This window comes from Aquitalea sp. FJL05, assembly GCF_003852595.1.
Taxonomy (GTDB): domain Bacteria; phylum Pseudomonadota; class Gammaproteobacteria; order Burkholderiales; family Chromobacteriaceae; genus Aquitalea; species Aquitalea aquatilis.
Genome location: NZ_QAJS01000032.1, coordinates 1 through 296, shown reverse-complemented (window position 1 = coordinate 296; position 296 = coordinate 1). Strand labels below are relative to the sequence as shown.

Annotated in this window: 1 protein-coding gene; it reads right to left on the bottom strand. The window is 65.2% G+C overall.

Features of this window, described 5'->3' with window-relative positions; all coding sequences use genetic code 11:
- Positions 1-296: hypothetical protein (locus tag DBR44_RS19575; protein ID WP_158613686.1), on the bottom strand; the 296-nt coding region annotated here is incomplete at both ends.

Here is a 296-nt window from a genome sequence, read left to right as displayed (position 1 = left end):
GCCACGTCAGTGATGGTGGCAGCCACGTTCAGCGTGCCGCCTTCTGCCGGAGCCGTCGGAGTGATCACGACTTGGCCGGCGCTGATTTCAGCCGCGGTCAGTACGTGACCGGCTTGCGCCACGCCATTGATGGTGACATTCAGCGTATCGCCGGCCTTGGCATCCGCCGGCAGGCCGATATTGACGGTATCCGTTGTCGCGCTGCCCTGCTCAGCCTTGTTGATGAAGCCGTCGTTGTTGGCGTCGGTGGCGATGACCACCGTCGGTGCCGACGGGGCGGTCGTGTCGCGAACGGC